This window comes from Enterobacter sp. BWH52 (genome assembly GCF_001037565.1).
GTDB lineage: Bacteria > Pseudomonadota > Gammaproteobacteria > Enterobacterales > Enterobacteriaceae > Enterobacter > Enterobacter hormaechei_C.
Map to the genome: position 1 here is coordinate 4,328,397 of NZ_KQ089854.1, position 18,016 is coordinate 4,346,412.

Below are 18,016 nucleotides of genomic sequence, written 5' to 3' on the forward strand. Positions count from 1 at the left end.
GATGATTTACCTTTCTGCCGTTGGCATGGTCAACGCACTCGGCAACTCGGCTGATGAAATAGCGGCGAACCTGATCGCTGGCGTGGCCCCCGGGATGCGCCAGCGTGCGGGCTGGCTACAGGGCTTACCCGAGGCCGTGCTGGGCGGGGTGGAGGGTGATCTTCCCCCTGTCCCCGGGCCTTTTTCTGCGCATCGAAGTCGCAACAACCAGCTGCTGCTGGCGGCGCTGGCGCAAATCCGGCCCGCCGTCGATACGGCCATTGCGCGCGTGGGGCGAGACCGCGTGGCGGTTGTGCTGGGCACCAGCACCTCCGGACTGGACGAGGGTGATGAGTACGTGCGCCGCGCGCAGAACGGCGAGCGCAGCCCGCAGTGGCAATATCCGCAGCAGGAGCTGGGCGATCCGTCGCGCTTTCTCGCCAGCTGGCTTGCGCTGGACGGCCCGGCGTATACCATTTCGACCGCCTGCTCCTCCAGCGCGCGGGCGATCATCAGCGGTCGTCGCCTGATCGACGCCGGGCTGGTGGACGTCGCCATCGTCGGCGGGGCCGACAGCCTGAGCCGCATGCCGGTCAACGGCTTCAACAGCCTGGAGTCCTTCTCCCCGACCCTGTGCGAACCGTTTGGCCGCAACCGTCGGGGGATCACCATTGGCGAAGCGGCGGCACTGATGGTGCTGACCCGCGAGCCGGGCGAGGTTGCGCTCCTGGGCGCGGGGGAATCCAGCGATGCGTACCATATTTCCGCCCCACATCCGCAGGGCGAAGGGGCGATCCGCGCCATCAACCAGGCGCTGAACGAGGCGGGCATAACGGCGGCGGACGTCGGCTATATCAACCTGCACGGCACCGCCACGCCGCTGAACGATCGCATTGAGGCGCAGGTTATCCACGATCTCTTTGGCGACCGCGTGCCGTGCAGCTCCACGAAACATCTTACCGGCCACACGCTGGGCGCCGCGGGGATCACCGAGGCCGCCCTGAGCTGGCTGATCCTGACCCGAAGCCTGCCGCTGCCGCCGCAGGATTTTTCCCGCTACGCGCCGGACGACACCCTGCCCGCCTTCGGCCTACTGCACCAGAGCGCACCGCTGAATAAACCGGTGATCCTGTCAAACTCCTTCGCGTTTGGCGGCAACAACGCCAGCCTTCTGCTGGGGAGAGTATGATGCACTACTTACCTCCCGGGGATTATCTTCCTCACGACACGCCGATGCTGCTGCTTGAGAGCGTGGAAAGCGTCACCAATGACCGCGCCGTTTGCAGCGTGACGGTGAACGAACGGGGCGTTCTGGCCCCGTTCCTGGACGCGGACGGCAACCTGCCTGGCTGGTTTGCGCTGGAGCTGATGGCCCAGACCGTGGGCGTCTGGTCTGAATGGCACCGGATGCAAAAAGGGCTGCCGCACTGTGCGCTGGGCATGGTGCTGGGCGCGCGCGAGCTGGTGTGCGACGCAGGGCATTTTGCCGCAGGCAGCACGCTGACCATCACCATCGAACGTCTGATGCAGGATGAACGCTTTGGCAGCTTCGAGTGCACCATTCATGCGGATAGTGTCTCCCTCGCCACGGGCCGCGTGAACACCTTCCAGCCGAGCGAGGAAGAATTAACCACACTTTTCAACCAGGGAACACCATCATGAGATCCGTACTGGTCACTGGCGCCAGCAAAGGCATTGGCCGCGCTATCGCCCTTCAGCTTGCGGCGGACGGTTTCACCGTCGGCGTGCATTACCATCGTGATGAAGCGGGCGCGCAGGAGACGCTGGAAGCGATTGTCCAGGCAGGCGGCGCGGGCCGTTTACTCACCTTCGACGTGGGCAACCGCGAGCAGTGCCGCACGGTGCTGGAACAGGAGATCGCTGACCACGGCGCGTGGTATGGCGTGGTCAGTAACGCCGGTATTACCCGCGACGGCGCATTTCCTGCGCTCAGCGACGATGACTGGGACAGCGTGATCCACACCAATCTCGACAGTTTTTATAACGTCATTCATCCCTGCATTATGCCGATGATCGGCACCCGCAAGGGCGGGCGGATCATCACCCTGTCGTCGGTGTCAGGCATTATGGGCAACCGTGGGCAGGTGAACTACAGCGCGGCGAAAGCCGGGATCATCGGCGCCACCAAAGCGCTCGCCACCGAGCTGGCAAAACGCAAAATCACCGTCAACTGCATCGCGCCGGGGCTGATCGATACCGGCATGATCGAGATGGACGAAGCCGCACTGCACGCGGCGATGTCGATGATCCCGATGCAGCGTATGGGCCAGGCCGAGGAGGTCGCGGGGCTGGCGAGTTACCTGATGTCGGATAAAGCAGGCTATGTGACGCGTCAGGTGATTTCGATTAACGGAGGCATGCTATGACCCGCCGGGTAGTGATTACGGGCATGGGCGGCGTCACCGCGTTCGGCGAGGACTGGCCGACCATCTCGCGCCGTCTGCGCGAGTATGAAAATGCGGTGCGTACCATGACGGAGTGGCAGGCGTATGACGGCCTGCAAACCCTGCTCGCCGCGCCGATTGAAGACTTCACTCTCCCCGCTCACTATACCCGTAAGCGCATTCGCGCCATGGGCCGCGTGTCGCTGCTCTCTACCCGCGCCACCGAGCTGGCGCTGGAGCAGGCGGGACTAATCGACGACGCGGTGCTGACCAACGGTCAGACCGGCATCGCCTACGGCTCGTCGACCGGCAGCACCGGGCCGGTCAGCGAGTTTGCCTCTATGCTCACCGAAAAGCACACCCACAACATCACCGGCACCACTTATGTGCAGATGATGCCGCACACCACGGCGGTGAATACCGGGCTGTTCTTTGGCCTGCGCGGACGGGTGATCCCCACCTCGAGCGCCTGTACCTCTGGCAGCCAGGCGATTGGCTACGCCTGGGAAGCGATTCGTCACGGCTACCAGACGGTGATGGTGGCAGGCGGCGCGGAAGAGCTGTGCCCGTCGGAAGCGGCGGTTTTCGATATCCTGTTTGCCACCAGCCAGCGTAACGACGCGCCAAAAACCACGCCGTCGCCGTTTGACGTTCAGCGCGATGGCCTGGTGATTGGCGAAGGGGCGGGTACGCTGGTGCTGGAAGCGCTGGATCACGCCAGAGCGCGCGGAGCGACAATTTATGGCGAGATCGTGGGCTTTGCCACCAACTGCGATGCGGCGCACATCACCCAGCCCCAGCGTGAAACCATGCAGGTGTGTATGGAGCAGTCGCTGGCGATGGCGGGTCTTGGCCCTCAGGACATTGGCTACATTTCTGCCCACGGCACGGCAACCGATCGCGGGGATATCGCCGAGAGTCAGGCGACCGCCGCCATTTTCGGCGACAGCGTGCCCATCTCATCCTTAAAGAGTTATTTCGGTCATACCCTGGGTGCCTGCGGCGCGCTGGAAGCCTTGCTGAGTCTGCATATGATGCGGGAGGGCTGGTTCACGCCGACGCTCAATTTAAGACAACCGGATGAGCAATGCGGCGCTTTAGATTATATTATGGGGGAAACCCGCCCGATTGATTGCGAATTTATTCAGAGCAATAACTTTGCCTTTGGCGGCATCAATACCTCGATAATCATTAAACGCTGGGCGTAACTATGTACCAGTTTGTACTGGGAAAGATCTCCACCCTTAGCGCGGACCCGCTGGCGTCAACGCTCGCAGACATGGCACCTCAGGGTGCACGACACGCTTCCTGGCTTGCAGGCCGGACGCTGCTCGCCAGAACCTTATCCCCCTCGCCCCTTCCCGAGATAATTTACGGCGAGCAGGGAAAACCGGCCTTCGCTAACGGCCATCCGCTGTGGTTTAACCTGAGCCACAGCGGGGACGATATTGCCCTGCTGATGAGCGATGAAGGTGAAGTGGGCTGCGATATCGAAGTGATCCGCCCGCGGGAGAACTGGCAGGCGCTGGCAAATGCCGTTTTCAGCCTCACCGAACATGACGAGCTGGAACGTGAAGCGCCGGAAGAGCAGCTTTCCGCATTCTGGCGCATCTGGACACGCAAAGAGGCAATCGTCAAACAGCGTGGCGGCAGCGCGTGGCAGATAGTCAGCATTGACAGCACCGCCCAGTCGCTCCCGGTCAGTCAGCTACGCTTCGGCTCGCTGAGCCTGGCGGTCTGTACCCCTACGCCTTTCACCTTAACGGCGGAAGCGGTTACTTACTCCGGTATTCCTGCGGCATAAAAAACGGCCATGCCGGTTAAAACCAACATGGCCAATGTCCCGTTCACGTTGTTCTCGATCTTATTTTAAATTTTCCGGGAAGTTTGCAGGCAGCTCGCTGGCCGCGCAATTGATCACGCTATCGTCATTCGCACCGCAGTCACGCACGAAGGTGATGGTGGCAAATTCATCAATCACTTCGGTTGGATACGCTGGTCCGGCATCACGGTAGCTATTCATCAGCGGAATGTGATCGTTCTGGAAGCAGACGGTTTTTTCCGGATTATTCATGACCCAGCGCGGGAAGAAGATGGTGCCGTGGAACAGGCGGTCGCCCAGGTTCACGATCAAGCTCACGTCAGTACCGGTTGGCTCCGTCCAGGAAATTTTATAGATGCTCTCCCCAACACGGACGATGTAGGCCTGCTGATCTTTCACCCAACGGTTGCCAACCAGACCACTGTGAATACGGTAGTCCAGGGTGTTTTCGTTTTTAACGTAAATTTCGTAATTCCAGCCATTATCGTAGGTATATACAAGATGTTTGCCGACGAAGCCGCTTAAATCATGTTTATCGAAGGTGCTCATACGATGTCTCCTTTGTTTTGATGAGACGATCGTACCCCTTCAAAAAATGAATGAATAACGCTATGTTTGAATCAAATTCATCCAAAATTTAGATTAATTATGCACAAGACGACGCTCGAACAGTGGGCCTTGCTGGAGAGAGTCATCGAGGCTGGCAGCTTCGCTAAGGCGGCGGAAGAGACCTACCGCAGCCAGTCCTCGGTCAGCTATAACCTGTCGCTTTTGCAGGAGCGGCTGGGCGTGGCGCTCCTGATGACAGAGGGACGGCGTGCCGTGCTAACCCCGGCGGGTGAGCTGTTGCTGAATCAGGTTAAACCGCTGCTGAAAGCCTTCGCCTATGTTGAAACGCGCGCTGCGACCCTGCGCTGCGGGATGCGAACCCGTATCGACCTGATGGTAGACAGTATTTTTCCGCGTAGCCGGCTGTTCGCGATTTTGCGCCAGTTTCAGCAGCTGTACCCGCAAACGCAGGTGCGGCTTACCGAGGTTCTGGAAAACAGCCGCGCAGATGCGCTCAATGATGAAGCCGACGTGATGGTCTTAACCCGCCGCCAGGACATTACCGGCCTGGGCGAATGGCTGATGAATATCGATTTTGTTGCCGTCGCGCATCACGCGCACCCGCTGTTTTCGCTGGATACGCCGCTTAATGACGAGATGCTACGGCCGTGGCCGCGCATTCAGATCGCAGACAGCCAGCCCACCACTCACCCCACCGGGGAGTCGTGGACATTCTCCACTATCGATGCCGCGATCGAAGCGGTGATGTATCAGGTTGGATACGGCTGGTTACCGGAAGAACGCATTCAGACCCCGCTCCAGCAGGGCATCCTTAAAACGCTGCCGCTCAGCCACGGCGTACGTCGCGCCACGCCGCTGCACCTCATCGTCAAACGCTCCCTCAGCCCGCTGGACGAGCAGGTTGAGACGCTGTTGCGCCTTTTTAAGCAGGAGCCGTCATCGTCAACTGCTACGCTTTAAGTTTTGAACCATAAAACGACAAGGAGTGAACGATGAAAATCGATTTAACGGGGAAAGTAGCGCTGGTGACCGCGTCCACCGGCGGTATTGGGTTTGCCATCGCCCGCGGGCTGGCGGAGAGCGGTGCGGAAGTGATCGTAAACGGACGCAGCGTCGACTCGGTGAATAAAGGCATTCAGGCGCTACAGCAGGTGGTGCCTGGCGTACAGGTCCGTGCCGCCATCGCCGACCTGAGCTCGCAGGAGGGCGTTGACGAACTGCTCAGGGTCGCCACGCACGTCGATATTCTGGTGAATAACGCCGGGATCTATGGCCAGCAGGATTTTTATTCCACCGACGACGAGACCTGGGAACGCTACTGGCAAACCAACGTGATGTCCGGCGTGCGCCTCTCCCGTGCCCTATTGCCCGGCATGGTACAAAAGGGCTGGGGTCGGGTAGTGTTTATCTCGTCAGAATCGGCCTGCAATATTCCTGCGGATATGATCCACTATGGCGTGACAAAAACCGCCCAGCTCTCGCTGGCGCGCGGTCTGGCGAAGTTCGTGGCAGGCAGCGGCGTGACGGTGAACAGCGTACTGCCGGGCCCGACAATGTCGGACGGTTTTGCCGCGATGATGAAAGACGAAATCGAAAGAACCGGTAAATCGCTGGAGCAGCTGGCGAAAGCGTTCGTGATGGAGAATCGTCCCAGCTCGGTTATTCAGCGCGCCGCAACGGTAGAAGAAGTGGCGAATATGGTGGTGTATGTCTGTTCCATGCAGGCCTCCGCGACTTCCGGCGCGGCGCTGCGCGTTGACGGTGGCGTGGTGGATGACATAGTTTGACCCGTCAGGCCACAGGTTCAGGAAAAAATGCGGCCTGATATAAGGACTATGAAGGTAAAGCAGGTAAACTAGTGAACAGAATGTGTATTTCAGCTAAGACGTATTTATGACCAATATGATTGCCGACGAAGCCGTGGCGAAGTCCAGCGTGCTCTCTGTCTTTGACTTTGATGGTACGTTGACGCACCACGACAGTTTTATCCCGTTCCTGCGCTTTGCCTTTGGCAAGCGCTACTTTGCTGGCCGACTGGTGCGCATGGCCCTGCCTACGCTGCACTGTGTGCGCCGCAAGCTGACGCGAGATGAGCTGAAAGAGGTGTTGATCAAAACCTTCCTGACGGGGGTGGATGAACACTGGTTACGTCAGCAGGCGGAAGCCTTCTGTGAAAAATACTGGAACAAGCTGATGCGCCCGGAAGGTGTGCTGGCCGTCGCCAACGAGGTCAATTCCGGTGCGGAAGTGACGATTTGCTCTGCTTCCCCGGCGCTGGTATTGCAGCCGTGGGCCGATAAGCTCGGCATTAAGCTGATTGGCACGCAGCTGGAAGTGAAAGACGGCAAGCTGACCGGGCGGATCACCGGCCACAACTGCCGGTGTGCCCAGAAGGTGGCGAGGCTGGAGAAGGTGTATGGGGATTTGAACGCGTATCACCTGCGCGCCTGGGGCGACACGCGTGGCGACCACGAGTTGCTGGCGGCGGCGCAGGATCCACACTGGCGGCATTTTCATCATCCGAGCAAGCGCCGAAATTCACCAATTAAGGGTTAGGTGCGGCCCGGTGCCCTCACCCCGGCCCTCTCCCACAGGGAGAGGGAGAAAAGCGGTACATCAGGCCTCACGTTTTCCCGGGAACATCACGCTCGCAATAATCCCCAGCGCCAGTACCCCCAGCACCACAAACAGGCTTGCCGTGGCGCCGATGTTATAACCGTGATGCCAGAAGTGGTCGGTCGCATTCAGCCCCAGCTTGAACGCCACGAAGAACAGCAGTAACACCACCGCTTTCTCCAGATGCACCAGATACTGCTTCAGCGCTTCCAGCACAAAGTAGAGGGTACGCAGGCCGAGGATCGCGAACATCATTGCGCTGTAGATAATCAGCGGCTCACGGCTGACGGCAATGATTGCGGGTACGGAATCGAAGGCGAACATCACGTCGGACAGCTCCACCACCGCAACACAGAGCAGCAGCGGCGTCGCGTAGCGCTTCGCCTTCTTCACGCGGCCTACCATTACATCCTTGTTTTCAGGCTTCTCCAGTTCGGCATCCACCTCTTTCTGGGTCAGGATAAACGCATGGCTGCTGATTTTTGGCCACACCGGGTAGAAGCGTTTCACCAGGCGGTACGCCAGATGGTTGGAATAATCTTCTACTTCATCGCTCTCTTCATTGCGTTTCAGCATCATCACCGCCGTCCAGCCGACGACCAGCGCAAAAATGACCTCAACATACGGCCCCAGGCTCAGCAGGCTGGTGCCGATGGCAACAAAAATACCGCGGAACACAATCGCCCCGAGCACGCCCCAGTAGAGCACGCGGTGACGATATCTATCCGGCACGCCGAACCAGGCGAAGATCGCCATCATCACAAACAGGTTGTCGACGGAGAGCACCTCTTCCAGCGCATAGCCGGTCAGGAACAGACTGGCCATCTCCGCGCCGTGGTGCACGTATAAGAATCCGGCGAAGGCCATCGCCATCATGACCCAGAAGATGGACCACATAACCGCGCTTTTCAGCGAGATCGGTTTATCGTGACGGTGCATGAAGAGGTCGATAAACATCGCCCCAACGGCCATCACCACGAAGACAACAACGGTTTCCGTCGGGAAACCGAGATGAGCAGCAGACATAGACAACCCTTTTAAGAAGACAAAACACCATGCACACAATAAAAAGCGTGGGCCCGTTAAGGAGGCATCACGCTAAAAAATAAATATTAACCGTTCTTTTCAGCCAGCGCTTGCGCGCATGCCCAGGCACTGGCCCACGCCCACTGGAAGTTATACCCGCCGAGCCAGCCGGTCACGTCCATCACTTCACCAATGAAATAAAGACCCGGCACGTTGCGGGCTTCCATCGTGCGGGATGAGAGTTCGTTTGTATCCACGCCGCCCAGCGTCACTTCCGCCGTGCGGTAGCCTTCGGTGCCGTTTGGCTGTACGCGCCAGTTCGTCAGCGTCTCCACCAGCGTTTCCTGCTCGCGGCTGTTGAGCTGCTTGAGCGCAACATCCGGAATTTGCCCTAACACCTGCAAGCACTCCACGAGACGCTTCGGCAACTGCATCGCCAGGGTATTTTTCAGGCTTTGATTCGGGTGCGCGGCGCGTTGCTCGTTGAGGAAGGCGTCCAGATCGCAGTCCGGCACCAGGTTTACGGAGACAAACTCCCCCGGCTGCCAGTAGCTGGAGATCTGCAATACCGCCGGCCCCGAGAGTCCACGATGGGTAAAGAGCAGGTTTTCGCGGAACACCGTGCCGTCTTCGGCCGTAATGACCGACGGTACAGACACGCCGGAGAGTGTCTGAAGCTGCTCCAGCAGCGGCTTATGCAGCGTGAACGGTACCAGCCCGGCGCGGGTGGGCAGTACCTTCAGGCCAAACTGCTCGGCAATTTTATAGCCGAACGGTGAGGCGCCCAGCCCCGGCATCGAGAGGCCGCCGCTGGCGATCACCAGGTTATCGGCGCTGACGGTCTCACCGTTGAGTTGCAGCGTGTAGCCCTGCTCGTCGCGGGCGACGTCCAGCACTTCGGTGCGCAGGCGCATTACTACGCCGCCTTTCTCGCACTCGGCCACCAGCATATCGACAATTTGCTGCGCGGAGTCGTCGCAGAACAGCTGTCCCAGCGTCTTCTCATGCCACGCGATACCGTGTTTACCCACCAGTTCGATAAAATCCCACTGGGTATAGCGCGCCAGCGCAGATTTGCAAAAATGGCGGTTCTGGCTCAAATAGGCCGCAGGCTCGACATAAAGATTAGTAAAGTTGCAGCGCCCGCCGCCAGACATCAGGATCTTGCGGCCAGGCTTTTTTCCGTTATCCAGCAGCAGCACGCGACGACCCGCTTGTCCGGCCATCGCCGCACAAAACATACCCGCCGCACCGGCGCCAATTACTACGGCATCAAACCTTTCCACGTCAAAATCCTCTTCGTTAACTGCCGCGGATTGTAAAGTTTCCTCAGTGGTCGCACCAGCGTAAAAAGATATTACAAAGCCATTTCATTGATATTTAAAGATTATCCTTTAAGGCACATTTCTCAAATCAGGTGGTATGTCAAAAAAAGTCTATATTTCACTTTGCCCGTTGCGCATTTGTCCTGGATAATGCGCCGCGTTCATGTCCTCAAAATGGCGTAACGTCCTATGCTACATTTGTTTGCCGGCCTGGATTTACATACCGGGCTTTTATTATTGCTTGCTCTGGTTTTTGTGCTGTTTTACGAAGCGATCAACGGCTTCCACGACACTGCAAACGCAGTAGCAACGGTTATCTACACTCGCGCAATGCGATCGCAGCTTGCGGTTGTTATGGCGGCGGTATTTAACTTTTTTGGTGTCCTCCTGGGCGGACTGAGCGTTGCGTATGCCATTGTGCATATGCTGCCAACGGATCTGCTGCTTAACGTGAGTTCCGGTCATGGCCTGGCCATGGTGTTCTCTATGCTGCTTGCTGCGATTATCTGGAACCTCGGTACCTGGTATTTCGGCCTGCCGGCATCCAGCTCTCACACCCTCATCGGCGCGATTATCGGTATCGGGTTAACCAATGCCCTGATGACCGGGACCTCCGTCGTTGATGCGCTGAATATCCCGAAAGTTCTCGGCATTTTCGGCTCTCTGATCATCTCCCCTATCGTCGGTCTGGTGGTGGCGGGTGGCTTGATTTTCATCCTGCGTCGCTACTGGAGCAACACGAAAAAACGTGCGCGTATCCACCTGACGCCAGCAGAGCGTGAGAAGAAAGACGGCAAGAAAAAGCCGCCGTTCTGGACGCGTATCGCGCTGATCATTTCCGCTATCGGCGTCGCCTTCTCTCATGGCGCGAACGATGGTCAGAAAGGTATCGGCCTGGTGATGCTGGTTCTGATTGGCGTCGCACCGGCGGGCTTCGTGGTTAACATGAACGCCTCCGGTTACGAAATCACCCGTACCCGTGATGCGGTAAACAACGTTGAGACTTACTTCCAGCAGCATCCTGATTTGCTGAAGAAAGCGACCGGCGTGGACCAGCTGATTCCTTCTCCGGAGTCAGGCGCAACGACGGCACCGGGCGAGTTCCATTGCCATCCGGCAAACGCGATTAACGCGCTGGAACGTGCGAAAGGCATGCTGGCCGATATCGAAAGCTATGACAAACTGGCTGTTGAACAGCGTGGTCAGCTGCGTCGCATCATGCTCTGTATCTCCGACGTGACCGATAAAGTCGCGAAGCTGCCAGAGGTTAATGCTGACGACCAACGTCTGCTGAAGAAACTGAAAGGCGATATGCTCAATACCATTGAGTACGCGCCAATCTGGATCATCATGGCGGTCGCGCTGGCGCTGGGTATCGGTACGATGATTGGCTGGCGTCGTGTGGCGACCACCATCGGCGAGAAGATCGGTAAGAAAGGCATGACCTATGCGCAGGGTATGTCCGCGCAGATGACGGCAGCGGTATCTATCGGTCTGGCGAGTTACACCGGTATGCCAGTCTCCACCACCCACGTACTCTCTTCGTCCGTGGCAGGTACAATGATTGTTGACGGCGGCGGTTTGCAGCGTAAAACCGTGACCAACATCCTGATGGCCTGGGTGTTCACCCTCCCGGCGTCCATCCTGCTGTCTGGCGGTCTGTACTGGATTTCGCTGAAGCTGATTTAATCGGCTGAAGGCGACAAAAAAGCGGGTCAGGAAACTGGCCCGCTTTTTTTATGCTCAGTGCCAAATCATCAGCGCAATCATACTCACCACAACCAGACCACAGAGGGCGCTGGTCAAAATGAACTGACGACGCAGGCGCTCGCAGCGACGGATAAACTCTTCATCGTGGTGATCGCGGTAGCGTTGGTAGTAGATATACCCCACCAGACGCATCTGCTTGCTGGGCTGTCCGTGCGAGGTGAAGAACCCTCCACCGTCCACATACTGATAAAGCAACGGATCGCAACCACGAAGTACCACTAACAGCGCACGTAACGATGAGAAGTAGCGCGCCATATTCACTATGCAAACCACGCATAACGCCCAAAACAATGCGACGGTGCTAATCATACATCCTCCCCGGCGTCCGCCCACGAAGCAAGGCTCCTGAGCTACCGCACCCCAATGCCCTGACAGACAGTTCAGTGAAAGAATGACCAAAAGTCGATCCGGTTCGCGTTTTAATATCCGAACGGCTCATTAAATAGTGTAGGAGATCCGTTAATTTTTTTGCCACAAGGTTAATCGTTATCAACACCAAAGCTTGAAAAATATGTTTAACTGGGCCGTAATGAAAGCATCAGACGACGGCTTTCCCATTTAGTCATCGATAACTTAAGGAAGGAGTAACACTATGGCTTACAAACACATTCTTATCGCGGTAGACCTCTCCCCGGAGAGTAAAGTGCTGGTTGATAAAGCAGTATCCATGGCACGTCCCTACAACGCGAAAGTTTCGCTGATTCACGTTGATGTGAATTACTCCGACCTCTACACCGGTCTGATCGACGTGAATCTCGGCGATATGCAGAAACGCATCTCCGAAGAGACTCACCACGCGCTGAGCGAGCTTTCTACCAACGCGGGCTATCCGATCACTGAAACCTTAAGCGGTAGCGGCGATCTGGGCCAGGTGCTGGTTGATGCGATTAAGAAATACGATATGGACCTGGTGGTATGTGGTCACCATCAGGACTTCTGGAGCAAACTGATGTCTTCCGCGCGCCAGCTGATTAACACCGTTCACGTGGATATGCTGATTGTTCCACTGCGTGACGAAGAAGACGAGTAAGTGCGTTAAATTCCCCTCACTAACCCTCTCCCAAAGGGAGAGGGAATAGATCGAGGATGTAGGCCGGGTAAGGCGAAGCCGCCACCCGGCTTTTTCTATTCCGGCGTACCCGAATAAATATCAAACCGGTGCCCTTTCGTGGTCACCGCGTTAGTGGTCGCAACGTCCGCCAGCGGCGGCGCATAGTCCGGCCGCTTCACCACCACACGCTTCGTCGCCAGCTGACGAGCCGGTTCCAGCAGGCCATCGGCATCTAAATCTGGCCCCACCAGCGACTGAAACACCCGCATCTCTTTCTTCACCAGCGCGCTTTTCTGCTTATGCGGGAACATGGGGTCGAGATAAACCACCTGCGGGCGCGGGGTGATGTCGGTGAGCGCCGTCAGGCTGGAGGCATGAATAAGTTGCAAACGTTCCTGTAACCACGAGCCGATTTCCGGGTCCGCATAGCCTCGCGTCAGCCCGTTGTCAAGCAGCGCGGCGACAACCGGATTACGCTCCAGCATCCGCACCCGGCAGCCCACCGAGGCCAGCACAAACGCATCGCGCCCCAGCCCCGCCGTGGCGTCCACCACGTCCGGAAGATAGTTCCCTTTAATGCCAACCGCCTTGGCCACCGCTTCGCCGCGACCGCCGCCGAACTTACGCCGGTGCGCCATCGCGCCGCCGACAAAATCGACAAAAATCCCGCCAAGCTTTGGCTCATCGCGCTTGCGCAGCTCCAGATGTTCCGGCGTCATCACCAGCGCCATCAGGTTGTCTTCATCATGTTCCAGCCCCCAGCGGGCCGCCAGAACAGATAAGGCGCCGTCCCCGGCGCCTGTTTCATTTACTAAGCAGATCTTCACGTAGCAATCAGCCTTTGATTCCGTAATGCTCCAGCATCGCATCCAGCTGCGGCTCGCGGCCACGGAAGCGTTTGAACAGCTCCATAGGCTCTTCTGAACCGCCGCGGGTCAGGATGTTGTCGAGGAACGACTGACCGGTTTCGCGGTTGAAAATCCCCTCTTCTTCGAAGCGCGAGAAGGCATCCGCCGCCAGCACGTCGGCCCACAGGTAGCTGTAGTAGCCTGCGGCGTACCCGCCTGCGAAGATATGGCTGAACGCGTGCGGGAAGCGTCCCCAGGTTGGCCCTGGAATAACGGCAACCTGCTTTTTAATCTCAGCCAGGGTTTCGAGGATTTTCGCCCCCTGCTCCGGGCTGAACTCGGCGTGCAGGCGGAAGTCGAACAGGCCGAACTCCAGCTGGCGCAGGATAAACATCGCCGCCTGGTAGTTTTTCGCTGCCAGCATTTTATCCAGCAGTTCTTTCGGCAGCGGTTCACCCGTTTCGTAATGACCGGAGATAAACGCCAGCGCGTCCGGCTCCCAGCACCAGTTTTCCATAAACTGGCTAGGCAGCTCGACCGCATCCCATGGCACACCGCTGATACCGGCGACGCCAGCGGTTTCGATGCGGGTCAGCATGTGGTGCAGGCCGTGACCGAACTCGTGGAACAGGGTGATCACTTCATCGTGGGTAAACAGCGCAGGTTTGCCGCTCACCGGACGGTTGAAGTTACAGGTCAGGTAGGCGACCGGTTTTTGCAGGGAACCATCCGCTTTACGCATCTGGCCCACGCAGTCGTCCATCCACGCCCCGCCGCGCTTGTTCTCACGCGCGTAGAGATCGAGGTAGAAGCTACCGCGCAGTTCATTTTTCTCGTCATACAGCTCAAAGAAGCGCACGTCCGGATGCCAGACGTCGATGTCGGTACGCTCTTTCGCGGTAATGCCGTAGATGCGTTTCACCACCTCGAACAGGCCGTTAACGGCTTTGTTTTCCGGGAAGTACGGACGCAGTTGTTCGTCGCTGATGCTGTAGAGATGCTGTTTCTGTTTTTCGCTGTAGTACGCGATATCCCACGGCTGAAGCTCGTCTACGCCGAACTCCGCTTTCGCAAAGGCGCGCAGCTGAGCCAGCTCTTTTTCACCCTGCGGACGGGCGCGTTTCGCCAGATCGGTCAGGAAGTCGAGCACCTGCTGTGGGTTCTCGGCCATTTTGGTGGCGAGGGATTTATCCGCGTAGCTGTCGAAGCCCAGCAGCTGTGCCAGCTCGTGGCGCAGGGCGAGGATCTCCGCCATCACCGGGCTGTTATCCCATTTGCCCGCATTCGGCCCCTGATCGGAGGCGCGGGTGCTGTAGGCGCGGTACATCTCTTCGCGCAGGGCCTGGTTGTCGCAGTAGGTCATCACCGGCAGATAGCTTGGGATATCCAGCGTTAACAGGAAGCCTTCCTGCTCTTTCGCTTCGGCCTGGGCTTTTGCTGCCGCCAGCGCGCTTTCCGGCATGCCCGCCAGTTCAGATTCATCGGTAATCAGCTTCGTCCAGCCCATGGTAGCGTCGAGGACGTTATTGCTGTACTGGTTGCCCAGCTCGGACAGGCGCGCAGCGATTTCACCGTAGCGAACCTGTTTTTCTTTTGGCAGGCCAATCCCGGACAGTTCGAAATCACGCAGGGCGTTATCGACCGATTTTTTCTGCGCCGTGTTCAGTTCGGCATAGTGGTCGCCGTCGCGCAGGTCGCGGTAGGCTTTGTAGAGCCCCTCATGCTGGCCGACCCAGGTGCTGTACTCAGAGAGCAGCGGCAGGGTTTGCTCGTAGGCTTCGCGCAGCTCCGGGCTGTTTTTTACCGAGTTCAGGTGGCTCACCGGGGAGAAGATGCGCCCCAGCACGTCGTCCACTTCGGCCAGCGGCTGACACAGATTTTCCCAGGTGTACGGCCCGCCCTGCGCGACCACGTTTTCTACCGCCGCGCGGCAGTTGTCCAGCGATTGCGTAACCGCTGGAACCACATGCTCGGGGAGGATTTTAGAAAACGGTGGCAACGAAAAAGGCGTCAGTAATGGATTGGTCATAAACGCTGTCCTGTTGAAATAGGTGAATGAAGCGCGCATCCGGCGCTGTGCATATTGTTCAGTAATGGGGTTAAGTGTAGAGGATTTCAATGCCAGACGTGGCGGAAAAGAGCCCGGTGGCGCTGCGCTTACCGGGCCTGCGGGTAATCTGTGCCGTTCTGCTGTAAACTGTGGCAAATCGTCAATTCAGCGGAATATCATTACCCATGCTCAGTTATCGCCACAGCTTCCACGCAGGCAACCACGCCGACGTCCTCAAACACACCGTTCAGAGCCTGATCATCGAATCGCTTAAAGAAAAGGATAAACCGTTCCTTTATCTGGACACCCACGCGGGCGCGGGCCGTTATCAGCTGAGCGGCGAGCATGCCGAGCGTACCGGTGAATATCTGGAAGGGATTGCGCGTATCTGGCAGCAGGACGATCTGCCTGCCGAGCTGGAGCCGTACATTGGCGTGGTGAATCACTTTAACCGCAACGGCCAGTTGCGTTACTACCCTGGCTCCCCGCTGATTGCCCGCCAGCTGCTGCGCGAGCAGGACAGCCTCCAGTTAACCGAGCTGCACCCGAGCGACTTCCCGCTGCTGCGTTCTGAGTTTCAGAAAGATAACCGCGCCCGCGTAGACAAAGCCGATGGTTACCAGCAGCTGAAAGCCAAACTGCCGCCGGTTTCCCGTCGCGGCCTGGTGCTGATCGACCCACCGTACGAAATCAAAACCGACTATCAGGCGGTGGTGACCGGCATTAACGAAGGTTACAAACGCTTTGCGACCGGCACCTATGCTCTGTGGTATCCGGTAGTGCTGCGCGCGCAAATTAAACGCATGATCAAAGACCTCGAAGCGACGGGCATTCGCAAAATCCTGCAAATTGAGCTGGCGGTGCGCCCTGACAGCGACCAGCGCGGCATGACCGCGTCTGGCATGATCGTCATTAACCCGCCGTGGAAGCTCGAAGCACAGATGAACAACGTGCTGCCGTGGCTGCACAAAACGCTGGTGCCAGCCGGTACGGGTCACGCCACCGTGAGCTGGATCGTGCCGGAGTAATCGCAGCCATCGGTGGAAACTATTGATTTCAGGTATACAATCGCGGCAATTCACGATTAAGGACAACGCTATGACTAAGCATTATGACTACATCGCAATCGGCGGCGGCAGCGGCGGCATCGCCTCCATCAACCGTGCAGCCATGTACGGCCAGAAGTGTGCGCTGATTGAAGCCAAAGAACTCGGCGGCACCTGCGTGAACGTGGGTTGTGTACCGAAGAAAGTGATGTGGCATGCCGCGCAAATCCGTGAAGCTATCCATATGTATGGCCCGGACTACGGCTTTGACACCACCATCAACCACTTCGACTGGGATAAACTGATCGCCAGCCGTACCGCCTACATCGACCGTATTCACACCTCATACGATAACGTGCTGGGCAAGAATAACGTCGACGTGATCCGCGGCTTTGCCCGTTTCGTGGATGCGAAGACCATCGAAGTGAACGGCGAGACGATCACCGCCGATCACATCCTGATCGCCACCGGCGGCCGTCCGAGCCACCCGCACATTCCGGGCGCGGAATACGGTATTGACTCCGACGGGTTCTTCGAGCTGCCTGCTCTGCCAGAACGCGTTGCCATTGTGGGCGCAGGTTACATCGCGGTTGAACTGGCCGGCGTGATTAACGGCCTGGGGGCGGAAGCGCACCTGTTCGTGCGTAAACACGCGCCGCTGCGCAGCTTTGACCCGCTGATCGTCGACACGCTGGTCGAGGTGATGAACGCCGAAGGCCCAACCCTGCACACCAACGCCGTGCCAAAAGCGGTGGTGAAAAATGCGGACGGTAGCCTGACGCTGGAGCTGGAAGATGGCCGCAGCCAGACCGTTGACTGCCTGATCTGGGCGATTGGCCGTGAACCGGCCACCGACAACTTCAACCTGGCCGCAACCGGGGTGAAAACCAATGAAAAAGGCTACATTGTCGTTGATAAATTCCAGAACACCAGCGTACCGGGCATTTATGCCGTCGGTGATAACACCGGTGCCGTAGAGCTGACGCCGGTTGCCGTGGCGGCGGGGCGTCGTCTTTCCGAGCGTCTGTTTAACAACAAGCCGGACGAACATCTGGATTACAGCAACATTCCGACCGTGGTCTTCAGCCACCCGCCAATCGGTACCGTCGGCTTAACCGAGCCGCAGGCGCGTGAGCAGTACGGCGATGATCAGGTGAAAGTGTATAAATCGGCGTTTACCGCGATGTATACCGCGGTCACCTCGCACCGTCAGCCGTGCCGCATGAAGCTGGTCTGCGTGGGCCCGGAAGAGAAGATCGTCGGCATCCACGGCATTGGCTTCGGCATGGACGAGATTCTGCAAGGCTTCGCGGTGGCGCTGAAGATGGGCGCAACGAAGAAAGACTTCGATAACACCGTGGCAATCCACCCGACTGCGGCGGAAGAATTTGTGACCATGCGCTGATCGGTCTGATCCGCAACAAAACCGGCCAACTGGCCGGTTTTTTTATGCCCTGGGCAGGTAAACCCAACGGGTGTACAAACGGTAACAAAATAACCCGCTACCC

The 18,016-nt window shown here is 58.0% G+C and carries 18 protein-coding genes and 1 pseudogene; 13 read left to right on the forward strand and 6 right to left on the reverse strand.

What is annotated here, in order from left to right; genetic code table 11:
• Window position 1 precedes the first annotated feature (1 nt).
• From SK47_RS20535 to acpT, 5 genes are read left to right on the forward strand one after another with little or no spacing between them, the layout of a single operon-like run.
• Window positions 2-1,168, forward strand: coding sequence for a beta-ketoacyl-[acyl-carrier-protein] synthase family protein (locus SK47_RS20535; protein ID WP_048245008.1), 1,167 nt, complete (start codon window positions 2-4; stop codon window positions 1,166-1,168).
• Window positions 1,165-1,641 (forward strand): hotdog family protein, encoded by a 477-nt coding sequence (locus SK47_RS20540; RefSeq protein WP_080316483.1) that lies wholly within the window; start codon window positions 1,165-1,167, stop codon window positions 1,639-1,641. The genes SK47_RS20535 and SK47_RS20540 overlap by 4 nt, the downstream gene beginning before the upstream one ends.
• Window positions 1,635-2,366, forward strand: a complete 732-nt coding sequence (locus tag SK47_RS20545; RefSeq protein WP_026094333.1) for a 3-ketoacyl-ACP reductase FabG2 — start codon at window positions 1,635-1,637, stop codon at window positions 2,364-2,366. The genes SK47_RS20540 and SK47_RS20545 overlap by 7 nt, the downstream gene beginning before the upstream one ends.
• On the forward strand, window positions 2,363-3,592 hold the full coding sequence (locus SK47_RS20550; protein ID WP_048245009.1) for a beta-ketoacyl-ACP synthase: 1,230 nt from the start codon (window positions 2,363-2,365) through the stop codon (window positions 3,590-3,592). The genes SK47_RS20545 and SK47_RS20550 overlap by 4 nt, the downstream gene beginning before the upstream one ends.
• A 2-nt stretch (window positions 3,593-3,594) precedes the next feature.
• Window positions 3,595-4,188: a 4'-phosphopantetheinyl transferase AcpT gene (gene acpT / locus SK47_RS20555; RefSeq protein WP_003861235.1), complete on the forward strand. Its 594-nt coding sequence runs from the start codon at window positions 3,595-3,597 to the stop codon at window positions 4,186-4,188.
• 60 nt (window positions 4,189-4,248) lie between these two features.
• Here the strand turns inward: acpT and SK47_RS20560 are convergent, their stop codons facing one another.
• The gene (locus SK47_RS20560) at window positions 4,249-4,755 is read right to left on the reverse strand and encodes a phenolic acid decarboxylase (RefSeq protein WP_003861232.1); all 507 of its coding nucleotides are present in this window, start codon (window positions 4,753-4,755) and stop codon (window positions 4,249-4,251) included.
• A gap of 99 nt (window positions 4,756-4,854) precedes the next feature.
• On the opposite strand from SK47_RS20560, the gene SK47_RS20565 reads away from it, so the two are divergent.
• The 4 genes and pseudogenes from SK47_RS20565 to SK47_RS24505 all read left to right on the forward strand — a co-directional run bounded on the left by SK47_RS20565 (window position 4,855) and on the right by SK47_RS24505 (window position 7,325).
• Window positions 4,855-5,736 carry a LysR family transcriptional regulator gene (locus tag SK47_RS20565; protein WP_047654397.1) on the forward strand — a complete coding sequence of 294 codons (882 nt, stop codon included), beginning with the start codon at window positions 4,855-4,857 and terminating at the stop codon, window positions 5,734-5,736.
• A gap of 32 nt (window positions 5,737-5,768) precedes the next feature.
• Window positions 5,769-6,563 (forward strand): SDR family NAD(P)-dependent oxidoreductase, encoded by a 795-nt coding sequence (locus tag SK47_RS20570; protein ID WP_022651983.1) that lies wholly within the window; start codon window positions 5,769-5,771, stop codon window positions 6,561-6,563.
• 115 nt (window positions 6,564-6,678) lie between these two features.
• Window positions 6,679-7,278: pseudogene (locus SK47_RS20575) on the forward strand (HAD family hydrolase); the annotation flags it as partial.
• Window positions 7,278-7,325 (forward strand): hypothetical protein, encoded by a 48-nt coding sequence (locus SK47_RS24505; RefSeq protein ID WP_223831791.1) that lies wholly within the window; start codon window positions 7,278-7,280, stop codon window positions 7,323-7,325. The pseudogene SK47_RS20575 and the gene SK47_RS24505, both read left to right, overlap by 1 nt.
• Window positions 7,326-7,392: 67 nt before the next feature.
• Here the strand turns inward: SK47_RS24505 and SK47_RS20580 are convergent, their stop codons facing one another.
• A complete protein-coding gene (locus SK47_RS20580; RefSeq protein WP_015571505.1) occupies window positions 7,393-8,418 on the reverse strand; it encodes a TerC/Alx family metal homeostasis membrane protein in 1,026 nt (341 codons plus the stop codon).
• 86 nt (window positions 8,419-8,504) lie between these two features.
• Window positions 8,505-9,704 (reverse strand): BaiN/RdsA family NAD(P)/FAD-dependent oxidoreductase, encoded by a 1,200-nt coding sequence (locus tag SK47_RS20585; RefSeq protein WP_003861226.1) that lies wholly within the window; start codon window positions 9,702-9,704, stop codon window positions 8,505-8,507.
• A gap of 228 nt (window positions 9,705-9,932) precedes the next feature.
• Here SK47_RS20585 and pitA point away from each other — a divergent pair, with 228 nt between their 5' ends.
• Entirely contained in the window at window positions 9,933-11,432 is a 1,500-nt protein-coding gene (gene pitA, locus SK47_RS20590) for an inorganic phosphate transporter PitA (RefSeq protein WP_003861225.1), read from the forward strand.
• Window positions 11,433-11,486: 54 nt separating this feature from the next.
• Here pitA and uspB read toward each other — a convergent pair whose 3' ends face one another.
• Window positions 11,487-11,822: a universal stress protein UspB gene (gene uspB, locus SK47_RS20595; protein ID WP_003861224.1), complete on the reverse strand. Its 336-nt coding sequence runs from the start codon at window positions 11,820-11,822 to the stop codon at window positions 11,487-11,489.
• Between the two features lie 283 nt (window positions 11,823-12,105).
• Here uspB and uspA point away from each other — a divergent pair, with 283 nt between their 5' ends.
• Complete coding sequence (gene uspA / locus SK47_RS20600) at window positions 12,106-12,543, forward strand: universal stress protein UspA (RefSeq protein WP_003861223.1); 438 nt, start codon at window positions 12,106-12,108, stop codon at window positions 12,541-12,543.
• 95 nt (window positions 12,544-12,638) lie between these two features.
• Here uspA and rsmJ read toward each other — a convergent pair whose 3' ends face one another.
• Together rsmJ and prlC are read right to left on the reverse strand one after the other, a co-directional pair.
• Entirely contained in the window at window positions 12,639-13,391 is a 753-nt protein-coding gene (rsmJ, locus tag SK47_RS20605; protein WP_048245012.1) for a 16S rRNA (guanine(1516)-N(2))-methyltransferase RsmJ, read from the reverse strand.
• Window positions 13,392-13,398: 7 nt separating this feature from the next.
• Window positions 13,399-15,441: an oligopeptidase A gene (prlC, locus tag SK47_RS20610; protein WP_045332580.1), complete on the reverse strand. Its 2,043-nt coding sequence runs from the start codon at window positions 15,439-15,441 to the stop codon at window positions 13,399-13,401.
• Between the two features lie 206 nt (window positions 15,442-15,647).
• Here prlC and SK47_RS20615 point away from each other — a divergent pair, with 206 nt between their 5' ends.
• Both SK47_RS20615 and gorA read left to right on the forward strand, forming a co-directional pair.
• Entirely contained in the window at window positions 15,648-16,490 is an 843-nt protein-coding gene (locus SK47_RS20615; RefSeq protein ID WP_006808562.1) for a 23S rRNA (adenine(2030)-N(6))-methyltransferase RlmJ, read from the forward strand.
• 70 nt (window positions 16,491-16,560) lie between these two features.
• Window positions 16,561-17,913 (forward strand): glutathione-disulfide reductase, encoded by a 1,353-nt coding sequence (gene gorA, locus SK47_RS20620; protein ID WP_003861215.1) that lies wholly within the window; start codon window positions 16,561-16,563, stop codon window positions 17,911-17,913.
• Window positions 17,914-18,016 lie beyond the last annotated feature (103 nt).

Excerpts from the sequence above, each read along its gene's own strand:
- SK47_RS20580 (WP_015571505.1), bottom strand. The coding sequence starts at position 8,418 with ATGTCTGCTGCTCATCTCGGTTTCCCGACGGAAACCGTTGTTGTCTTC.
- SK47_RS20570 (WP_022651983.1), top strand. The coding sequence starts at position 5,769 with ATGAAAATCGATTTAACGGGGAAAGTAGCGCTGGTGACCGCGTCCACC.
- SK47_RS20565 (WP_047654397.1), top strand. The coding sequence starts at position 4,855 with ATGCACAAGACGACGCTCGAACAGTGGGCCTTGCTGGAGAGAGTCATC.
- uspB (WP_003861224.1), bottom strand. The coding sequence starts at position 11,822 with ATGATTAGCACCGTCGCATTGTTTTGGGCGTTATGCGTGGTTTGCATA.
- uspA (WP_003861223.1), top strand. The coding sequence starts at position 12,106 with ATGGCTTACAAACACATTCTTATCGCGGTAGACCTCTCCCCGGAGAGT.
- SK47_RS20560 (WP_003861232.1), bottom strand. The coding sequence starts at position 4,755 with ATGAGCACCTTCGATAAACATGATTTAAGCGGCTTCGTCGGCAAACAT.
- SK47_RS20550 (WP_048245009.1), top strand. The coding sequence starts at position 2,363 with ATGACCCGCCGGGTAGTGATTACGGGCATGGGCGGCGTCACCGCGTTC.
- acpT (WP_003861235.1), top strand. The coding sequence starts at position 3,595 with ATGTACCAGTTTGTACTGGGAAAGATCTCCACCCTTAGCGCGGACCCG.
- SK47_RS20615 (WP_006808562.1), top strand. The coding sequence starts at position 15,648 with ATGCTCAGTTATCGCCACAGCTTCCACGCAGGCAACCACGCCGACGTC.
- pitA (WP_003861225.1), top strand. The coding sequence starts at position 9,933 with ATGCTACATTTGTTTGCCGGCCTGGATTTACATACCGGGCTTTTATTA.
- gorA (WP_003861215.1), top strand. The coding sequence starts at position 16,561 with ATGACTAAGCATTATGACTACATCGCAATCGGCGGCGGCAGCGGCGGC.
- prlC (WP_045332580.1), bottom strand. The coding sequence starts at position 15,441 with ATGACCAATCCATTACTGACGCCTTTTTCGTTGCCACCGTTTTCTAAA.
- SK47_RS20535 (WP_048245008.1), top strand. The coding sequence starts at position 2 with ATGATTTACCTTTCTGCCGTTGGCATGGTCAACGCACTCGGCAACTCG.
- SK47_RS20540 (WP_080316483.1), top strand. The coding sequence starts at position 1,165 with ATGATGCACTACTTACCTCCCGGGGATTATCTTCCTCACGACACGCCG.